Source organism: Pantoea sp. JK (genome assembly GCF_026130245.1).
In the GTDB taxonomy this organism is placed as follows: Bacteria; Pseudomonadota; Gammaproteobacteria; order Enterobacterales; family Enterobacteriaceae; genus Pantoea; species Pantoea trifolii.
In genome coordinates this window covers 593,496-609,024 of the sequence record NZ_JAINFN010000001.1, presented here as the reverse complement: position 1 = coordinate 609,024, position 15,529 = coordinate 593,496, and the positions used below count along the sequence as shown (strand labels likewise).

Genomic DNA, 15,529 nt, shown 5'->3' with positions numbered 1-15,529 from the left:
AGAAGTTAATGCTTTTGATTGTCGCGTAGATACTGCTCGGTAGACTCTATTTTTGCAATGCCAGCTTCGAGAAGTGAGATAAACTGTCTGGCAACATCAGTAGTCAGCCAGTAGGTCGGGCCCACGTCAGCTTCTTCTTCTTTCTGCCCCTGCGAGGAGAGCGAGTGCAGGCGAATCATCATGGCGTCATAACTGTCTACGGTGCTGATATCCCATCCTACCAACGGATGAGTCTGGATGACGTCTTTATTTCTGTCCATTATAACCTCCGTATTACTCGTTAAACGAAGTGCTTCTTGAGGTTCAATGCGGCTGTATCGTGCACTAGCGAAACAATTATAACATGAAATAGCGAGTACAATAGTTAAAAGGTATGACGAACCTAATCAGAGTGAAAATAAACGCACTTCACATTGACGTTATAGCGAATAATAAAATGCCCGAAACGTCAGGCATTTTATTGGAAATATTATTGGCAGTAGTGACGAAATTATCGGCTTTTGTAAGAGGAAACTTTAGGCCGAAAAAGAGAATCTTTTAGGCGTGTGGCTCGCTTGGCAGCAGGCCGTGACGTTTCTGAATCTCTTCCGCTAGCCGGGTAAAATGCTGCTGTAACTGCTCGTCATGGTTCTGGTTTTGCGCTTCCAGCGTCAGGTTGTGGACCAGCAACTGATTGGCGCGATCGTCGAGACAGAAGGTCAAGGTGGCAAACGCATTTTCTAATACGGTTAAGCGGCGCTGTTGCTCAGCAATAAATGCCAGCAACTCTCCGAAGGTCATCGCCTCTTCTGGTTTTTCAGTAGTCATGTAAAACACCTCCTGTAAGCATGACGAGGCAAGAATAGGGGATCGTTTAACATGAGTCTAGATGCAGGCAGTTTTTCTGGCGAGAGGGAAATAAAAACAAAAAAGCCGGGTGGCGAAACCCGGCAAAAACGGCACAGTGGCTGTTAATCGTTATTAAACCAGTCGTCAGCGCTTTCCCAGGTTTCTTGTAACAGTTCGCTGATGCGTTCGCGTGACTCTTTGCAGCCACCAAACACGCTAAGTTGGTTGCCGCCGGCATAACGCACTTTGACGTGATGATCGTCGTCAGGGAAATCCTGCGTAATGCGACGGACCAGTTCGATGCTGAGTGCATCCAGTGCACCTGCAGGAAGGGGCGAAGTTTTTGCTACGGTAATTTCAACGCGCATAGAAGCCTCCGGAATAATATACTGTTTATTTGTACAGTATATTTATCCCGAAGGCAAGCAGCAGAAAATTATTCTTTGATGCGCCAGTTCAGCGTCTCACCGGCAAGGAAAGGCACCAGCGTGTCATCCGCCAGGGCAATGCTCTCTTCAACCTGCCAGGATTCACGCACCAGCGTCAGCGTGCCTTCATTCAGCGGCAAACCATAGAAGTTCGCGCCGTTCTCTGAGCAGAAGGCTTCAAAATGTTCCAGCGCCTTCAGCTCCTCAAACACCGTGGCGTAAGCAGGCAAGGAGGTCGGCGCATTGAACACACCGGCGCAGCCGCAACTTGCTTCTTTCAGGTGACGCAGATGGGGGGCGGTATCGGTACCGAGGAATACGCGACGATTACCGCTGGCGACCAGCTTACGCAGCGCTTCCTGATGAATATTGCGTTTCAAAATCGGCAAGCAGTAGAGATGCGGACGCACACCGCCAACCAGCATGTGGTTGCGGTTGAACATCAGGTGTTGTGGCGTGATGGTGGCGCCCAGCAACTCGTTTCCTGCCGCCAGATACTCCGCTGCTTCTTTGGTGGTGATGTGCTCCATCACCACTTTTAGTGCCGGGAACTGTTTGCGCAGCGGCTCCAGCACAGTTTCAATAAAGCGCGCTTCGCGATCAAAAATATCGATATGGGAATCGGTCACTTCACCGTGCACCAGCATGGGCATGCCGATCTGCTGCATGCGATCCAGCACCTTCGCGATCGCGGCGATATTGGTCACGCCGTGGCTGGAGTTGGTGGTGGCATGCGCAGGGTAGAGTTTGGCAGCGGTAAAAGTGCCGTCACGGAAGCCGCGTTCGATCTCATCGGGATCGAGTGAGTCGGTGAGATAGCAGGTCATCAGCGGAGTAAAAGCATGCTCAGCAGGTAACGCAGCCATGATGCGCTCGCGGTAAGCCACGGCAGCGGCCACGCTGATAACCGGTGGAACCAGGTTCGGCATGACAATCGCTCGACCATTCACTGCGCTGGTATAAGGCAGTACGGCGTTGAGCATCGCGCCATCGCGCAGATGAATATGCCAGTCGTCAGGGCGGCGGATGGTAATTTGCTGAGGTTGGGCTGTCATTCAAAAAGACTCCGGCTGAGAAGAAAACGAGAGGCGCGTTTAGGCCGGGGAGTAATCATAAGGATGTGGGCAACCGTTTGCACGGGATTTTATTGTGACAAACAAAAACCGCACCCGAAGGTGCGGCTACGCGGATTAATCAGTAAACGGAATCACCAATTGTCCCGGTTTCACTTCTATCCCTTTAGCGAGTTTCTTCGCCAGCGCTTCTCCTTTACTGCGGTCTGCGCTCAGCACGTAGGCGGGTTTCTCATTGAAATAACGCTTTAGCGACTCATTGAGATAAGGCGTTAGGGTTTTCATGATCGACGCCATTTTTTCTGGCTGCACCTGCGCATCGACAATCTCCATGTCATGCAGATAAATCGCGCCTTCCTGCGCGTTGTAAACCGGCTGCGCCTTCATCTTCAGCAGCATTTCGGCCTGCTGCGGACCAAACAGCGAGCTGACATTGATATTGGCTTTACCTGAGAGGGTGATTTTGCCAGGTTCTTCACGGCCAATCTGGCTGTTGAGATCGCTCAGCACAATGTGTGCATTCACCAGCCCGGAAACGCCGATGTCTTTTTCGAAGTTATTGCGCTTTTGCAGCGCCTGATTCACTTCCTGTTCGCTGATAGTGTATTGCGTCAATTGGTTACAGCCGCTGAGTAGCACGGCAAAAAGCAGGGCGACAAGCCCGGTAAACGCCTTTTTCATATAATCCTCATCCTGATCGAAACGGCAAAACAACGATAGCCTGCCTTAATCAGCGGCACCTGTCACCAGGAGAGGGATGAGAAGCGCCGTGGCGCTTCTCATGGATGAGGATTATGCAGCGATGGAGGAGAGCAGATTGACCTGAGTTTGTTTCGCCATATTATCGCGATAATCGGCAACGCGGCTTGGCCACTCAATACCATTGACCAGCGTTAAGGAGCGCAGCAGCGGGAACAGATGAATATCATCTTCTGAAAGTTCGCCATTGACCGCATTGGGCTTGACGATCAGTTTGTCGAGCTGGCGCAGATCATCGCTGATGTTTTTGATCAAGCCCGGCGCGTGTTTACGCAACTCGCCGAAATCCCCGACGCTGGCCTGCTTCTTCTCGCTAAAGTAGCTGCGCGCTTCCGGCGTAGCGAATTCGGCAAAGGAGGCATCGGCGATGCGCGGCAACAGCAACTTGTTGACGTAGCCATTCACATGGCGCAGCCAGTCGCTAATCGCCGGATTGCTTTTGCCATTCAGCAGCGGTTCGTGATCGTATTTATCCACCAGCCGCACAATATCCATACTTTCCGGCACCGCGCTGCCATCAGCCTTTTGCAGAATCGGCGCCATTTTCTGGCCGATCAGTTTTTTCGGCGTTTGCTCGTCGTCATTCAACATAACGATGAGTTCTAACGGCAGATTTTTTAAGCCGAAAATCATGCGTGCTTTGACGCAGAAAGGGCAGTGATCGTAGATGTAGAGTTTCATCCCGTTTCTCCTGTGGTTCTAAGGGTGACGGAGGTCACCCTTTTTTCGGACGTGCGGGAAGTATGGAAGAGATCTGTGGCAGGGGCAAACTAGCTGCTGAAAATTGCTGGCGCCACCGAACGCGGCTGGAACTGCCACCACAGCGCCAAAAGGGTGATCATCCCGACGCTGCTCAGCAGCATCCACGGCAGTTCCGGCAGCGCCCATTGCTGGCCCATATCGAACATCCAGCCACCACCGGAGTAGCCGATCAAACCGCCAATCGCGAGGCCGAGACGGCTGAAGCCCATGTAGCTACCGCGTGCGCGGGAGCTGGCGAGCGAAGCGCTGAGCGTTTCACGCGCCGGTTCAGCAATGATCGAGCCGAGATAAAAGATGGCGATCAGTATAAACAGCGACGGCAGCGAGTCGGTCATGCCAACCGGCAACAGACTGAACGTCATCAGGAACAAACCGGCCATTAGACGCGTTTCCAGGCGGAAGCGTTTTTCGCTCCAGCGTGCCAGTGGATAAAGCAGGCTTAATGACAGTAGCGCTTCAATGGCGTACATCCACTTCACCGCAGCAGGCGCACCGGCCACCTGATTCACCATCACCGGTAACATCAACATCACCTGCACGGCGAGAATGTAGTAACCGGTTAATGTCAGCACATACAGTCGAAAACGCTTATCCTGCCAGACGCGTTGCATCCCTTCACGCATCGCAATGCGTTCTGTTGAGATACGCCACGCCGGTAACCAAATGGCGTTGAACAGCGCAGCAGCGACGAACACCGCCGCGCCAACCCAGCACACCAGGCGGAAATCCCACGCCAGCAGCCAGCTACCAATCAGCGCCCCCAGCACCGCACCGGCGCTGTCCTGCATCATCAGCAGGGAGAAGAAGCGGCCGCGATCGCGTGCGCGCACCAGTTTCATCACCAGTGCGCTGCGTGGCGGGTCAAACAGCGTGCCGCCAAGACCGGATAGCAAGCAGGCGAACCACAGCAGCCAGGGTTGATGCGCCAGCGCCATGCAGGCAAAACCCGCCGCACGCATCAGCATGCCGGTGACGATCAGCGGACGCGCACCAAAACGGTCGGCAATCGCACCGCCGAAGATGCCGAATCCCTGCTGGACGAATTGCCGCAAGCCAAGCGCAATGCCGACCATCAACGCGGCCCAGCCCAGCTGTTCGACAAAATGGATAGAGATGAGAGGAAATACCACAAAAAATCCCATCACAACCAGCATGTTATCCACTAAAAGAAATGTTTTACCGAGGCGTCGTGCCCGCGCAACCCGAGACATGCTAATTCCTGAGCAAGTGAGAGGAGATAAGAGACCAATTGGTCTATTTTCCGCCTGCTCAAAGGCGAAAAACAGCTTTCTCAGGATGATATTTTTTCATCGAATCCGCAGAAATATTAATCCTCAATCAGGATGAATCCGGAGGAACGCGTTCAAGGGTTTTACCGCAAGCGGGGTGACGGTTATAGTGAGCAGTATCGCCGCTGGCGTACATCTTTCTTAAGTTATGGATTTCAGGAGTCATGATGTTTGGCTATCGTTCTGCTGGCCCACGCGTGCGCCTCACAACCGATCGCTTAGTGGTGCGTTTAGTACATGAACGCGATGCCTGGCGATTAGCGGATTATTACGCTGAAAATCGTGCGTTTCTTAAGCCGTGGGAACCGGTGCGCGACGAGAGCCACTGTTATCCTTCCGGTTGGCAAGCACGCCTCGGGCTGATCGCTGACATGCATAAACAGGGCTCAGCCTACTATTTTGTGTTGATGGACCCGGAAGAGACCGAAGTGCGGGGTGTAGCCAACTACAGCAACGTGCTGCGCGGCTCGTTTCACGCCTGCTATCTCGGCTATTCGCTGGGCGAGAAGTGGCAAGGTCAGGGATTGATGTTTGAAGCGCTCACCACCACCCTTCGCTATATGCAACGTCAGCAACGCATTCACCGCATCATGGCAAACTACATGCCGCACAATCAGCGCAGTGGCGATCTGCTGGCGCGCCTCGGATTTGAAAAAGAGGGCTATGCCAAAGATTACTTATTGATTGATGGGCGCTGGCAGGATCATGTCCTGACTGCGCTGACCTACCGGGAGTGGACCCCGGATCGCCGTGGACAATAAAAAAGGATTACCCCAATGAAAATGGCTTTATCCGCGCAGGCGCTGCGCGTAATTGGATGCCTGCTGGAGAAGCAGGTCACCACGCCGGATCAATATCCGCTCTCCCTTAATGGCGTTGTCACCGCCTGTAATCAGAAATCCAACCGCGAACCGGTGCTGAATCTCAGCGAGATGGAGGTGCAAACGCAACTCGATGAGCTGGTGAAAAAGCATCTGGTGACCTCCAATAACGGCTTCGGCCAGCGCGTCAGCAAGTATGAACAGCGTTTCTGTAATTCCGCGTTCGGCAACTTGCAACTGAACAGCGCTGAAGTCGCGGTGCTGACACTGTTGTTCCTGCGCGGCGCTCAGACGCCTGGCGAGCTGCGTACCCGTAGCGGTCGTCTGCACGAATTCAGTGATATGAATGAAGTCGAGCAGACGCTTAACGGCTTGACCACGCGCGATGATGGTCCAATGGTGGTGCGTCTGGCGCGCGAACCGGGCAAACGTGAAAGCCGCTATATGCATCTGTTTGGCGGCGAAGTGGTGGAAGACGCGGCCAGCGCAGAAATTGCTAGCGACAATGGCGATTTAACCGCGCGTGTCGCGCAACTTGAAGAAACGGTTGCTCAGTTGCAGTCGCAACTGCAACAGCTGCTGCAAAAGGAGCTCTGATATGACGCTGCGCATTGGCATTGTCGGTTTAGGCGGTATCGCGCAGAAAGCGTGGCTGCCGGTATTATCGCAGGCCAGCGGCTGGCAATTGGCTGGCGCGTTCTCGCCCAATCAGGCCAAGGCGCAACCGATTTGCGATAGCTATCGCATCCCCTATTTTGGTCAGCTGGATGCGCTGGCCGCAGCCAGCGATGCGGTGTTTGTTCACAGCAGCACCGCCAGCCATTACGAAGTGGTCAAAGCGCTGTTGCTGGCGGGCAAAGATGTGTGCGTCGATAAACCGTTAGCCGAAACGCTGCAACAGGCTGAAGCACTGGTTACGCTGGCTGACAAGCATAAGCGCAAGCTGATGGTGGCATTTAATCGCCGTTTTGCGCCGCGCTATCAGCAGCTAAAAAATGACATGCCTCGCGCGGCCTCGCTGCGCATTGAGAAGCATCGCGCGGATAGCGTTGGCCCGCACGATCTGCGTTTTACCCTGCTGGACGATTATCTGCACGTAGTGGACACCGCGCTGTGGCTGGCGGGCGGCAGCCTGACGCGCGAGCTGGGGCATATCGAGACCAATGACGATGGCGCGATGCTGTACGCCGAACACCATTTCACCGCCGGTTCGCTGCAAATTACCACCAGCATGCATCGCCGCGCCGGCACGCAACGCGAAGTGGTCAGCGCCATCTGCAACGGTGATTACATCGAAATTAACGAGATGCGCGACTGGCAGCAGGAAAACCGCAGCGGCATCGTGCGTGATGTGCCGCCCGCGTGGCAAAGCCATCTTACCCAGCGCGGTTTCAGCGGCGCAGCGCACCATTTCATTCAGTGTGTTGAAAATCAGACGATGCCTGAAACCAGTGGCGAACAGGCGCTGGCGGCGCAGCGTCTGGTGGAAAAGTTGTGGCGCGATGCCGAACGTGAATAATCCCTTGTAACACTCAATGCTGGTCATTTCCCGCCGTGTCAGTAGACTATCGCCGGACATCAAGGGATGTCCGCGCTAAGTCGCTCATTTCTCCGACACTTTTCAGGATGCGCCACTCAAAATGAATTTGTTGAAATCGCTGGCTGCGGTCAGTTCGATGACCTTGTTTTCCCGCGTGCTGGGCTTTGCCCGCGATGCCATTGTGGCGCGCGTTTTCGGTGCGGGGATGGCAACCGATGCCTTCTTTGTTGCCTTCAAACTGCCCAACCTGCTGCGCCGCATTTTTGCTGAAGGCGCGTTTTCTCAGGCGTTCGTACCGATCCTGGCGGAATATAAAAGTAAGCAGGGCGAAGATGCTACGCGCGTGTTTGTGGCCTACGTTTCCGGTTTATTGACGCTGGTGCTGGCGGTGGTGACCGTGTTGGGGATGATCGCTGCGCCCTGGGTAATTGTGGTGACGGCGCCAGGTTTTGCCGATACCGCCGATAAATTCGCCTTAACCAGCGCGCTGCTACGCGTCACCTTTCCTTATATTCTGCTGATTTCGCTGGCCTCGCTGGCGGGCGCCATCCTCAATACCTGGAACCGTTTTTCCGTGCCGGCGTTTGCGCCAACGCTGCTGAACATCAGTATGATTGGTTTTGCCGTCTTCGCTGCGCCGCATTTTAATCCTCCGGTGATGGCGCTGGCGTGGGCCGTGGTGGTGGGCGGCGTGTTGCAGCTGTGCTATCAGCTGCCGCATCTGAAGAAAATTGGCATGCTGGTTCTGCCACGCCTGAATCTGCGCGATGCGGGCGTGTGGCGCGTAATGCGTCAAATGGGACCGGCGATTCTTGGCGTGTCGGTCAGTCAAATTTCACTGATCATCAACACCATCTTCGCCTCCTTTTTAGTTTCCGGTTCTGTTTCATGGATGTACTACGCCGATCGTCTGATGGAGTTTCCATCCGGCGTACTGGGCGTGGCGCTGGGCACCATTTTGCTGCCCTCGCTGGCGAAGAGTTTTGCCAGTGGTAATCAGGAAGAGTATTCACGGTTGATGGATTGGGGCCTGCGTCTCTGCTTCCTGCTGGCGTTGCCGAGCGCGGTAGCGCTGGGGATCTTGTCCGGACCGCTGACGGTCGCGCTGTTCCAGTACGGGAAATTCACCGCCTTTGATGCCTTGATGACGCAACGCGCGCTGATTGCCTATTCAGTGGGTTTGATGGGGCTGATTGTGGTGAAAGTGCTGGCACCCGGCTTCTATTCTCGTCAGGACATCAAAACGCCGGTGAAAATTGCCATCGTGACGCTGATGGTGACGCAATTGATGAACCTGGCGTTTATTGGCCCGCTCAAACACGCCGGTTTGTCGCTGTCGATCGGTTTGGCTGCTTGTTTGAATGCCGTGCTGTTGTACTGGCAACTGCGTAAGCAGGATATCTTCCAGCCGCAGCCTGGCTGGTTCAGTTTCCTGACCCGTTTGCTGATTGCGGTATGTGTGATGGCCGCAGCATTGCTGGGTATTCTGCAGGTCATGCCAGCATGGGAAGAGGGGCAGATGTGGTGGCGCCTGATTCGCCTGGCGGCAGTCTGCGCTATCGGCGGCGGCGCATACTTTGTAATGCTCGGTCTGCTCGGCTTCCGCCCGCGCGACTTCGCACGCCGCACTCTGGCGTAAAAAACCAGCTCTCACGCAGACGGAAGTTTGTTTTGGTCCGGCGGTCCTCGCGCCGCTTCGCGGTTCCTTCACTTCGTACGTCAGCCTGACGGACCGGCTCAGACGGGACTTCCTTGTCCCGGCTGAGCCTTTCGCCCGCGTCCTGCGGGCAAATCCTGGCTTCCTTTCTTCGTTCAGCGCTGCGGATGCCTGCCCAAAACAAGCTCCCGCCTGCTGTTTATCTCTTGTGCGTTGTGCTTAAAACCAAAAAAAAAAGGCCGCCATCCCGAAAGATAGCAGCCTGTTCAAACCCACTTTTTTACCCTTTACGGCTCAGCGTCGCCTGACCTTTGCCCAAACCATCCGGCCCGTAAAATGCCTGCGTTTGATGCGGTCGCAATACCGCCAATGCTTCATTGGTGAAGCCAATCTGATGCTGCAACAAAATCCCGTTATGCGTATTGGCATCGCGCAAGCGGCGCGTGTGCTGTTGAATACGCGCCCAGCGGTTTTCGCGATCGCTGTGATCACCATAGGGCGCCTGCGTACCAAGGGATTTCTCGGTGGTGCGGCGCATCTCGTCCAGATAATTCAACGTGGTCAGCAGCGCGCTTTTATCTTCAGAAATACGCTGTAGCATGTTGCCATTAACCTGGCCGGCAGAAAGTTGCTGTTGTTCTTCATCCATTACCACCGCAAGGGATGTCAGCACGTCCTGCATTTTGTCTAAGGTGATCAGCAGATTGTCCATTGGGATTAGTTACCCTCTAAATACGCCTTGGTATCGGCGATCAGCGCGTCGGCGATCTTACCGGTATCCATTTTCAATTCGCCATTACGAATGGCCGTCTTCAGCTGCTCAACGCGCGCTGTGTTAATGTCTTTGCTGCCAGGCTGCATCAGTTGCGCCTGCGCGCTACTCAACTTCACTTCTGCACCGCTTTCGCTGGTGGTGCTGGCTGCTGGCGTGGCGCTCTGACGCACTTTGCTGCTGTTATCGTTGGTATCGCGTGTTTGAACAGTGCTAACCGGATTCGTAGGCTGCGTTCTGTCGATGCTCATGGTAAGGCTCCTGTAAGGTCAGTTGGGGGTCAGCCAACTGAGTCAGCATAGGGTAATGTCTTTGTTGATATCTCTATCGGCAGAAAAACAGGGTTCTTTAACGCTTTATAGCGATATCAGAATATTCCCATCCGCGTCGACGCGACCACTGACAACCTGACCATTTCCCATCCTCACGCGCACCATTTGTGCCGCGCTGGCGTTGTTCAGCGCACGTCCTTCGCTGCTGGCATTAAACCCGTTTCCACTGGCGACTACCATCACATTTTGACCGGCTTTCACGCGCCACGGCTGGCGCACCATGGTGGCAGTCACCGGCTGTCCTGGCGGGATATCGCGCAGCGCGACGGCATCGATGACGCCGCTGCTATCCATCAAGGCGCGCGCCGGCAGTTCATCCAGCCGCCCGGTTTCAAGACGCACATCAGATGGGCTGAGATTGCTGCCGCGTGCCACCTGGCGACTCGCCACCAGATATTGTCCGGTGACCTGTACCTGCACCTGCAGGAAACGACGGTTTTGATCGCAGTTAGCGGCGATGCTGATGTTGCCCCACTGACGGCTATTACCCGGCAGCTGCAGTTCAGGGGTTTCGCAGTTTGGCCACTGCGCCTGCGGTGTACGCACCACCACCGTCATGCCTGCGGCATGTTGTGGGTCGCGTGCCTTAAAAAATTGGGTCAACTGCGCGGTAAGGTCCGCGGCAGAACTGGGGAGCGCCAGTGCCAGCAACAGTGTGACTAGCAAGGTGGAATATCTGCGCATAACGCCTCCTGACGAGAAGATGGCAGTGAGTCTACGCCTCGCGCAAAAAAACCAATGTCAAAAATAGCCGTCATTTTTGCTGCTATTCAGACGATCACCCTTGCATTTGTCCCCTTAAGCTGTCAGCTCGAAATTCTCATTCGCGGAGGAAGCATGCTCGACAAACTCGATGCCGCGCTGCGATTTGGTACTGAAGCGTTAAACCTGCGAGCTCAGCGTCAGGAAATTCTGGCGTCAAACATTGCCAACGCCGATACCCCGGGCTACCAGGCGCGGGATATCGACTTTGCCAGCCAACTGAGCAAGGTGATGCAAAACGGTCGCGCCGAAGGCAGCAGTCTGGCGCTGAATGTGACGTCCTCACGCCACATTGAAGCGCAAACCAACTCTCAGCCGTCACTGGATCTGCTGTACCGCATTCCCGATCAACCCGCCGCGGATGGCAACACCGTGGATATGGATCGCGAACGTACACAGTTTGCTGATAACAGCCTGAAATACCAAACCGATCTCACCCTCATCAGTAGCCAGATTAAAGGCATGATGAGCGTTCTGCAGGGGCAATAAGCATGGCATTGCTGAATATCTTTGATATCGCCGGTTCTGCGATGACAGCGCAATCACAGCGCCTCAACGTCAGCGCCAGTAACCTGGCCAACGCCGACAGCGTTACTGGCCCAGATGGCCAGCCTTACGTGGCAAAGCAGGTGATTTTCCAGACCGACGCCGCACAAGGTGCAGCCACCGGCGGCGTTAAGGTCGCAGGCGTGGTGAACGATCCTACTCCGGCAAAACTGGTGTACGACCCGGGTAATCCGCTGGCGGATCAGAAGGGCTACGTCAAGATGCCGAACGTTGATGTTGTGTCCGAAACCGTTAACACCATGTCCGCGTCGCGCAGCTACCAGGCCAACGTTGAAGTGCTGAACACGGTGAAGTCAATGATGATGAAAACTCTCACCATCGGTCAGTAACGGAGAACGAATATGAGCGTAGCAGTAGGCATTAAAGACAGTCTGGACCCAACGGTACTGACCTCCAGCAGCGCCTCGAGCGGTAACTCTTCCGCCGACCTGCAGAATCAGTTCCTTAACATGCTAGTGGCGCAGCTGAAAAACCAGGATCCCACCAATCCTATGGATAACAGCCAGCTCACCACCCAGTTGGCACAGATAAACACCCTAAGCGGTATCGAAAAGCTGAATACCACACTGGGATCCATCTCCGGCCAGATCACGACCAGCCAGTCGCTGCAGAGTTCAACGCTGATTGGTCACGGTGTCATGGTCAAGGGATCTCAGGTACTGGTGGGCAGCGGAACCACGACGCCATTTGGTGTTGAGCTGGCGACCGCGTCGACTGCCACCAGTGTCACCATTAAAGACAGTAATGGCGCCACGGTCCGCACCATCGATCTCGGCAAACTGAGCTCTGGCGTTCACACCTTCTCGTGGGACGGCAAACTGGATGACGGTTCTACTGCCGCGGATGGCAAATATTCTGTCTCACTGGCCGCCAGCAATGGCAGCACGCAACTGGTGGCGCAGCCGCTGAATTATGCCTATGTCAATGGCGTCAGCACCACTGATGGCACCACAAAACTGGATCTCGGCACCATGGGCTCCGCGACCCTCGATGAAATTCGTCAGATTCTCTGATTAACCTTTTTGCAGGAGAGATTACATGTCTTTTTCACAAGCGGTGAGCGGCCTGAATGCTGCTTCCAGCAACCTGGATGTGATTGGTAACAACATCGCCAACTCCGCCACAGCCGGTTTTAAATCCAGCACCATTGCCTTTGCCGATATGTTTGCCGGTTCTAACGTCGGTCTGGGGACTAAAGTTGCCGCCGTTATCCAGAACTTTGGTGATGGCAGTACTACATCAACCAGTCGTGGATTGGACGTCGCGCTGAGCGGCAACGGCTTCTTCCGTATGACCGACGCTAGCGGCGGTGTGTTCTATTCCCGTAACGGCCAGTTCACGCTGGATGCAAACCGTAACCTGGTGAACACCCAAGGACTGAACGTCTCTGGTTATCCGGCCAGTGGCACACCACCCACCATTCAGACCGGTGCGAATCCGGTGGCGCTGAGCATTCCAACCACGCAGATGGGCGCTCGCGCAACGACCACCGCGACTCAGGTTGCGAACCTGAACTCCACCAGCACCACGCCGAGTGTCACCACCTTTGATAAGTCCAATGTAGATAGCTACAACGCAAAAACCACCATGACGGTGTATGACACTCAGGGTAACGATCACCAGTTAGATATGTATTACATCAAAACGGCAGATAACACCTGGACCGTGCATATGGTTGACTCCACCACCGGTAATGAAGTCGGTAACACTGCGGGCGGTGACAGTCTGGGCTACCAGATGCAATTTGATGCTAACGGTAAGCTGACGCAGGTAGGGAAAATCACTGCAACGGGTGTTGCAGATACCAGCGCCTCACTGGCAAACCTGGTTGTAGGTGGCACCAACGGTGCGGATGGCATGAATATCAGCCTGAGCATGTTGGGCAGCCTGCAGCAAAACACCGGTGCGACCACCTTTGGTAACCCAACACAGGACGGTTATCAGCCGGGTGATTTGACCAGCTACACAATTAATGATGACGGCACCATTACCGGCACTTACTCGAACCAGAAAACCCAGTTGTTGGGTCAGATCGTGTTGGCGAGCTTCTCTAACCCGGAAGGTTTGAAGTCTGAAGGCGATAACGTCTGGTCAGCAACCAGCTCATCAGGTCAGGCCGCGGTCGGTCTGGCAGGCACCGGTACTTACGGCAACCTGACTTCAGGTGCGCTGGAAGCATCCAACGTCGATATGAGTAAAGAGCTGGTGAATATGATCGTTGCGCAGCGTAACTATCAGGCCAACAGCCAGACCATCAAAACTCAGGACCAGATTCTTAACACCCTGGTTAACTTACGTTAATTCGCTAACGGGATTGCCTTATGGATCACGCAATATATACCGCCATGGGCGCGGCCAGTCAGACGTTGGAGCAGCAGTCGGTAACGGCCAGCAACCTTGCCAACGCCTCAACGCCGGGCTTTCGTGCTCAGCTCAACGCGTTGCGCGCGGTGCCGGTCAGCGGCTGGTCGCTGCCAACACGTACGCTGGTTGCCGCTTCCACGCCGGGCGCCGATATGTCACCGGGCTCGATGGATAACACCGGCCGCACGCTGGATGTAGGTGTCGCGCAGGACGGCTGGTTGGCAGTGCGTGCCGCTGACGGTACCGAAGCTTATACCCGCAACGGCAACATGCAGATCAGCTCGACCGGTATTTTGACCATTCAGGGCAATCCCGTGATGGGCGATGGCGGTCCGATCGCCATCCCGCAAGGTGCTGAATTGACCATCGCGGCGGACGGTACCATCACCTCGCGTAACGCCGGTGATGCGCCGAACGCCACGGTGCAGATTGGTCGCCTGAAGCTGGTGCGCGCCACCGGTAAAGAGATGCAACGCGGTGATGACGGCATGTTTCGCCCTAACCAGCAAACCCAGGCGACGCGCGGCGCGGCGCTGGCGAACGATGCCACCATGACGGTGATGCCTGGCGTGCTGGAGGGCAGTAACGTGAAGCCGGTGGAAACCATGGTCGATATGATTGCCAACGCCCGACGTTTTGAGATGCAGATGAAAGTGATCTCCAACGTCGATGAAAACGAACAGAAAGCTAACAGTTTGCTCAACATGAGCAGCTAAGGCGTAAGGAAAACACCATGATTCGTTCTTTATGGATCGCCAAAACCGGTCTTGACGCTCAGCAAACCAACATGGACGTCATCTCCAACAACCTCGCGAACGTAAGCACCAACGGCTTTAAACGTTCGCGCGCGGTATTCGAAGATTTGATGTACCAAACCCTGCGTCAGCCGGGCACCCAGTCGTCGGAGCAAACCACGCTGCCGTCTGGTTTGCAGATCGGTACCGGTGTGCGTCCTGTCACCACCGAACGTCTGCATCAGCAGGGTAACCTGTCGCAGACCAGCAACTCGAAAGACGTGGCGATTAACGGCCAGGGTTATTTCGAAGTGCAGATGCCGGACGGCACCTCGGCGTATACCCGTGATGGTTCATTCCAGGTTGACCAGAACGGTCAGCTGGTGACCAACGCCGGTTATCCGGTGCAGCCAGGCATCACCATTCCGGCCAACGCCACCAGCATCACTATCTCGCGCGATGGCGTAGTGAGCGTAACGCAGCAGGGCCAGACCAACCCAGCACAGGTCGGTCAGCTGACGCTGAGCACCTTCATGAACGATGCGGGCCTGAATAGCCAGGGTGAAAACCTCTATCAGGAGACGCAGGCATCCGGTGCGGCAACGCAGAGCACGCCAGGCCAGAACGGCGCGGGTCTGCTGTATCAGGGTTATGTCGAAACCTCGAACGTCAACGTGGCGGAAGAGCTGGTGACCATGATTCAGACGCAGCGCGCCTACGAGATCAACAGTAAAGCGATCAGCACCTCCGATCAGATGCTGGCGAAGTTAACCCAGCTGTAATGCTGGTGTCGTTGGGCCAGCCTGGCTGGCCTGATTAAGCAACATGAATAAGGTTAGAA

The 15,529-nt window shown here is 55.0% G+C and carries 20 protein-coding genes; 10 read left to right on the top strand and 10 right to left on the bottom strand.

Annotated features, from left to right (window positions below; translation table 11 throughout):
• Nucleotides 1-5 precede the first annotated feature (5 nt).
• The 7 genes from bssS to mdtH form a co-directional block, all read right to left on the bottom strand.
• Nucleotides 6-260: a biofilm formation regulator BssS gene (bssS, locus tag PanJK_RS02965; protein WP_008103119.1), complete on the bottom strand. Its 255-nt coding sequence runs from the start codon at nucleotides 258-260 to the stop codon at nucleotides 6-8.
• Nucleotides 261-537: 277 nt separating this feature from the next.
• A complete protein-coding gene (locus tag PanJK_RS02960; RefSeq protein WP_008103116.1) occupies nucleotides 538-807 on the bottom strand; it encodes a hypothetical protein in 270 nt (89 codons plus the stop codon).
• 143 nt (nucleotides 808-950) lie between these two features.
• On the bottom strand, nucleotides 951-1,196 hold the full coding sequence (gene dinI / locus PanJK_RS02955) for a DNA damage-inducible protein I (RefSeq protein WP_007893661.1): 246 nt from the start codon (nucleotides 1,194-1,196) through the stop codon (nucleotides 951-953).
• 68 nt (nucleotides 1,197-1,264) lie between these two features.
• Nucleotides 1,265-2,311: a dihydroorotase gene (pyrC, locus tag PanJK_RS02950; RefSeq protein WP_256696177.1), complete on the bottom strand. Its 1,047-nt coding sequence runs from the start codon at nucleotides 2,309-2,311 to the stop codon at nucleotides 1,265-1,267.
• Between the two features lie 135 nt (nucleotides 2,312-2,446).
• Entirely contained in the window at nucleotides 2,447-3,010 is a 564-nt protein-coding gene (locus PanJK_RS02945) for a lipoprotein (RefSeq protein WP_008103112.1), read from the bottom strand.
• 111 nt (nucleotides 3,011-3,121) lie between these two features.
• Nucleotides 3,122-3,769: a glutaredoxin 2 gene (gene grxB / locus PanJK_RS02940; RefSeq protein WP_256696178.1), complete on the bottom strand. Its 648-nt coding sequence runs from the start codon at nucleotides 3,767-3,769 to the stop codon at nucleotides 3,122-3,124.
• Nucleotides 3,770-3,858: 89 nt separating this feature from the next.
• Nucleotides 3,859-5,061: a multidrug efflux MFS transporter MdtH gene (gene mdtH, locus PanJK_RS02935; protein ID WP_256696179.1), complete on the bottom strand. Its 1,203-nt coding sequence runs from the start codon at nucleotides 5,059-5,061 to the stop codon at nucleotides 3,859-3,861.
• 245 nt (nucleotides 5,062-5,306) lie between these two features.
• On the opposite strand from mdtH, the gene rimJ reads away from it, so the two are divergent.
• The 4 genes from rimJ to murJ all read left to right on the top strand — a co-directional run bounded on the left by rimJ (nucleotide 5,307) and on the right by murJ (nucleotide 9,139).
• A complete protein-coding gene (rimJ, locus tag PanJK_RS02930; RefSeq protein WP_008103106.1) occupies nucleotides 5,307-5,900 on the top strand; it encodes a ribosomal protein S5-alanine N-acetyltransferase in 594 nt (197 codons plus the stop codon).
• Between the two features lie 15 nt (nucleotides 5,901-5,915).
• Nucleotides 5,916-6,557 (top strand): DUF480 domain-containing protein, encoded by a 642-nt coding sequence (locus PanJK_RS02925; RefSeq protein ID WP_265297096.1) that lies wholly within the window; start codon nucleotides 5,916-5,918, stop codon nucleotides 6,555-6,557.
• A gap of 1 nt (nucleotide 6,558) precedes the next feature.
• Nucleotides 6,559-7,479: a Gfo/Idh/MocA family protein gene (locus PanJK_RS02920; RefSeq protein ID WP_256696181.1), complete on the top strand. Its 921-nt coding sequence runs from the start codon at nucleotides 6,559-6,561 to the stop codon at nucleotides 7,477-7,479.
• Nucleotides 7,480-7,600: 121 nt separating this feature from the next.
• On the top strand, nucleotides 7,601-9,139 hold the full coding sequence (gene murJ, locus PanJK_RS02915; RefSeq protein WP_265297095.1) for a murein biosynthesis integral membrane protein MurJ: 1,539 nt from the start codon (nucleotides 7,601-7,603) through the stop codon (nucleotides 9,137-9,139).
• A 298-nt stretch (nucleotides 9,140-9,437) separates the two neighbouring features.
• Here the strand turns inward: murJ and flgN are convergent, their stop codons facing one another.
• The 3 genes from flgN to flgA form a co-directional block, all read right to left on the bottom strand.
• Complete coding sequence (gene flgN, locus PanJK_RS02910) at nucleotides 9,438-9,869, bottom strand: flagellar export chaperone FlgN (protein WP_256696183.1); 432 nt, start codon at nucleotides 9,867-9,869, stop codon at nucleotides 9,438-9,440.
• A 5-nt stretch (nucleotides 9,870-9,874) separates the two neighbouring features.
• Nucleotides 9,875-10,180: a flagellar biosynthesis anti-sigma factor FlgM gene (flgM, locus tag PanJK_RS02905; RefSeq protein ID WP_256696184.1), complete on the bottom strand. Its 306-nt coding sequence runs from the start codon at nucleotides 10,178-10,180 to the stop codon at nucleotides 9,875-9,877.
• Between the two features lie 105 nt (nucleotides 10,181-10,285).
• A complete protein-coding gene (gene flgA, locus PanJK_RS02900; RefSeq protein WP_256696185.1) occupies nucleotides 10,286-10,945 on the bottom strand; it encodes a flagellar basal body P-ring formation chaperone FlgA in 660 nt (219 codons plus the stop codon).
• 153 nt (nucleotides 10,946-11,098) lie between these two features.
• Here flgA and flgB point away from each other — a divergent pair, with 153 nt between their 5' ends.
• The 6 genes from flgB to flgG are packed head-to-tail and all read left to right on the top strand — an operon-like array spanning nucleotide 11,099 to nucleotide 15,470.
• The gene (gene flgB, locus PanJK_RS02895; RefSeq protein WP_008103091.1) at nucleotides 11,099-11,512 is read left to right on the top strand and encodes a flagellar basal body rod protein FlgB; all 414 of its coding nucleotides are present in this window, start codon (nucleotides 11,099-11,101) and stop codon (nucleotides 11,510-11,512) included.
• A gap of 2 nt (nucleotides 11,513-11,514) precedes the next feature.
• Nucleotides 11,515-11,919: a flagellar basal body rod protein FlgC gene (flgC, locus tag PanJK_RS02890; RefSeq protein ID WP_064740862.1), complete on the top strand. Its 405-nt coding sequence runs from the start codon at nucleotides 11,515-11,517 to the stop codon at nucleotides 11,917-11,919.
• A gap of 12 nt (nucleotides 11,920-11,931) precedes the next feature.
• On the top strand, nucleotides 11,932-12,603 hold the full coding sequence (gene flgD / locus PanJK_RS02885) for a flagellar hook assembly protein FlgD (RefSeq protein ID WP_256696187.1): 672 nt from the start codon (nucleotides 11,932-11,934) through the stop codon (nucleotides 12,601-12,603).
• 25 nt (nucleotides 12,604-12,628) lie between these two features.
• The gene (gene flgE / locus PanJK_RS02880) at nucleotides 12,629-13,891 is read left to right on the top strand and encodes a flagellar hook protein FlgE (RefSeq protein ID WP_265297094.1); all 1,263 of its coding nucleotides are present in this window, start codon (nucleotides 12,629-12,631) and stop codon (nucleotides 13,889-13,891) included.
• A 20-nt stretch (nucleotides 13,892-13,911) separates the two neighbouring features.
• A complete protein-coding gene (locus tag PanJK_RS02875) occupies nucleotides 13,912-14,670 on the top strand; it encodes a flagellar basal body rod protein FlgF (protein ID WP_008103084.1) in 759 nt (252 codons plus the stop codon).
• 17 nt (nucleotides 14,671-14,687) lie between these two features.
• Complete coding sequence (gene flgG, locus PanJK_RS02870) at nucleotides 14,688-15,470, top strand: flagellar basal-body rod protein FlgG (protein ID WP_007885801.1); 783 nt, start codon at nucleotides 14,688-14,690, stop codon at nucleotides 15,468-15,470.
• Nucleotides 15,471-15,529 lie beyond the last annotated feature (59 nt).